Genomic DNA, 3,382 nt, shown 5'->3' with positions numbered 1-3,382 from the left:
TCATTGGCGATTGAGCCAGTCAGAGGATATCAACAGATATCGGCTGTCGTTCTTTAACAATCTGGAAGAAGTAAGTAATTTGGATAGCGGAAGCGTCTTGAGATGGACGTGGAAACTATCCGGGTTGTGATTGTATCGATGTATCTCAAGATGATTCGAACTCTAAGTTCGACTCAATTGGAATACGGCACAACGCGAGAACTCAACCTGTAACGAGACAGACTCGTTATAGGGTCAAGCGAACAAGTGCATGTGGTGGATGCCTTGGCGATCACAGGCGATGAAGGACGCGGTAGCCTGCGAAAAGCTACGGGGAGCTGGCAAACGAGCTTTGATCCGTAGATGTCCGAATGGGGAAACCCACTCCTTTTGGAGTATCCATGGCTGAATACATAGGCCATGCGAAGCGAACGCGGTGAACTGAAACATCTAAGTAACCGCAGGAAAAGAAATCAACCGAGATTCCCAAAGTAGTGGCGAGCGAAATGGGATGAGCCTTGCACTCTTTATTTGTATTGTTAGCCGAACGCTCTGGAAAGTGCGGCCATAGCAGGTGATAGCCCTGTAGGCGAAAACAGTATGAAAGAACTAGGTGTGCGACAAGTAGGGCGGGACACGTGAAATCCTGTCTGAAGATGGGGGGACCATCCTCCAAGGCTAAATACTCGTGATCGACCGATAGTGAACCAGTACCGTGAGGGAAAGGCGAAAAGAACCCCGGGAGGGGAGTGAAATAGATCCTGAAACCGCATGCATACAAACAGTCGGAGCCTCGCAAGGGGTGACGGCGTACCTTTTGTATAATGGGTCAGCGACTTACGTTCAGTAGCAAGCTTAACCGTATAGGGCAGGCGTAGCGAAAGCGAGTCCGAATAGGGCGTTCAGTTGCTGGGCGTAGACCCGAAACCAGGTGATCTATCCATGGCCAGGATGAAGGTGCGGTAACACGTACTGGAGGTCCGAACCCACTAACGTTGAAAAGTTAGGGGATGAGCTGTGGATAGGGGTGAAAGGCTAAACAAACCTGGAAATAGCTGGTTCTCTCCGAAAACTATTTAGGTAGTGCCTCGTGTCTCACCTTCGGGGGTAGAGCACTGTCATGGTTGGGGGGTCTATTGCAGATTACCCCGCCATAGCAAACTCCGAATACCGAAGAGTGCAATCACGGGAGACAGACATCGGGTGCTAACGTCCGGTGTCAAGAGGGAAACAACCCAGACCGCCAGCTAAGGTCCCCAAATATAGCTAAGTGGGAAACGAAGTGGGAAGGCTAAAACAGTCAGGAGGTTGGCTTAGAAGCAGCCACCCTTTAAAGAAAGCGTAATAGCTCACTGATCGAGTCGTCCTGCGCGGAAGATGTAACGGGGCTAAGCTATATACCGAAGCTGCGGATGCGAGCTTGCTCGCATGGTAGGAGAGCGTTCCGTAAGCCTGCGAAGGTGCCTTGTAAAGGGTGCTGGAGGTATCGGAAGTGCGAATGCTGACATGAGTAGCGATAAAGGGGGTGAAAGGCCCCCTCGCCGTAAGCCCAAGGTTTCCTACGCAACGTTCATCGGCGTAGGGTGAGTCGGCCCCTAAGGCGAGGCAGAAATGCGTAGCTGATGGGAAGCAGGTCAATATTCCTGCACCATTGTTAGATGCGATGGGGGGACGGATCGCGGAAGGTTGTCCGGGTGTTGGAAGTCCCGGTCGCTGCATTGGAGAAGGCGCTTAGGCAAATCCGGGCGCGTAATTCAAGGGTGTGGCGCGAGCTCCCTAGGGAGCGAAGCAATTGGAAGTGGTTCCAAGAAAAGCCTCTAAGCTTCAGTCTAACGATGACCGTACCGCAAACCGACACAGGTGGGCGAGATGAGTATTCTAAGGCGCTTGAGAGAACTCGGGAGAAGGAACTCGGCAAATTGGTACCGTAACTTCGGGATAAGGTACGCCCTTGTAGCTTGACCAGCCTGCGCTGGAAGGGTGAAGGGGTTGCAATAAACTGGTGGCTGCGACTGTTTAATAAAAACACAGCACTCTGCAAACACGAAAGTGGACGTATAGGGTGTGACGCCTGCCCGGTGCCGGAAGATTAAATGATGGGGTGCAAGCTCTTGATTGAAGTCCCGGTAAACGGCGGCCGTAACTATAACGGTCCTAAGGTAGCGAAATTCCTTGTCGGGTAAGTTCCGACCTGCACGAATGGCGTAACGATGGCCACACTGTCTCCTCCCGAGACTCAGCGAAGTTGAAGTGTTTGTGATGATGCAATCTACCCGCGGCTAGACGGAAAGACCCCATGAACCTTTACTGTAGCTTTGCATTGGACTTTGAACCGATCTGTGTAGGATAGGTGGGAGGCTATGAAACCGGAACGCTAGTTTCGGTGGAGCCGTCCTTGAAATACCACCCTGGTTTGTTTGAGGTTCTAACCTTGGCCCGTGATCCGGGTCGGGGACAGTGCATGGTAGGCAGTTTGACTGGGGCGGTCTCCTCCCAAAGCGTAACGGAGGAGTACGAAGGTACGCTAGGTACGGTCGGAAATCGTGCTGATAGTGCAATGGCATAAGCGTGCTTAACTGCGAGACCGACAAGTCGAGCAGGTGCGAAAGCAGGTCATAGTGATCCGGTGGTTCTGTATGGAAGGGCCATCGCTCAACGGATAAAAGGTACTCTGGGGATAACAGGCTGATACCGCCCAAGAGTTCATATCGACGGCGGTGTTTGGCACCTCGATGTCGGCTCATCTCATCCTGGGGCTGTAGCCGGTCCCAAGGGTATGGCTGTTCGCCATTTAAAGAGGTACGTGAGCTGGGTTTAAAACGTCGTGAGACAGTTTGGTCCCTATCTGCCGTGGGCGTTGGATATTTGAAGGGGGCTGCTCCTAGTACGAGAGGACCGGAGTGGACGAACCTCTGGTGTACCGGTTGTCACGCCAGTGGCATCGCCGGGTAGCTATGTTCGGAAGAGATAACCGCTGAAAGCATCTAAGCGGGAAACTCGCCTTAAGATGAGATATCCCTGGGGACTAGATCCCCTTGAAGGGTCGTTCGAGACCAGGACGTTGATAGGTCAGGTGTGTAAGCGCAGTAATGCGTTCAGCTAACTGATACTAATTGCCCGTAAGGCTTGATCCTATAACAAGTCTGCCTTGTAGATCGGCGCCGTGTGAAAGCACTGGCCGCGATCCAGAGCGACAAGTTGGATTCTCGTGTGTGATACACACAACCTAAATTACTGCTTCTTCCAAGATTGGTTGCGCTGCGAAGCAACGCAACAACCCCCTTTGCCTGATGACCATAGCGAGTCGGTCCCACCCCTTCCCATCCCGAACAGGACCGTGAAACGACTCTACGCCGATGATAGTGCGGATTCCCGTGTGAAAGTAGGTAATCGTCAGGCTCCC

Annotated in this window: 2 rRNA genes; both read left to right on the top strand. The window is 52.5% G+C overall.

The annotated features are described in order from the left end of the window. Window positions 1–232 precede the first annotated feature (232 nt). Window positions 233–3,113 (top strand): 23S ribosomal RNA (locus H0X91_RS34520). Between the two features lie 152 nt (window positions 3,114–3,265). Next, window positions 3,266–3,378, top strand: a 5S ribosomal RNA gene (gene rrf / locus H0X91_RS34515). Window positions 3,379–3,382: the final 4 nt, after the last annotated feature.

The sequence above is a fragment of the Burkholderia sp. 9777_1386 genome (assembly GCF_015712265.1).
GTDB lineage: Bacteria > Pseudomonadota > Gammaproteobacteria > Burkholderiales > Burkholderiaceae > Burkholderia > Burkholderia cenocepacia.
This window is presented reverse-complemented; position numbering and strand designations above follow the sequence as displayed.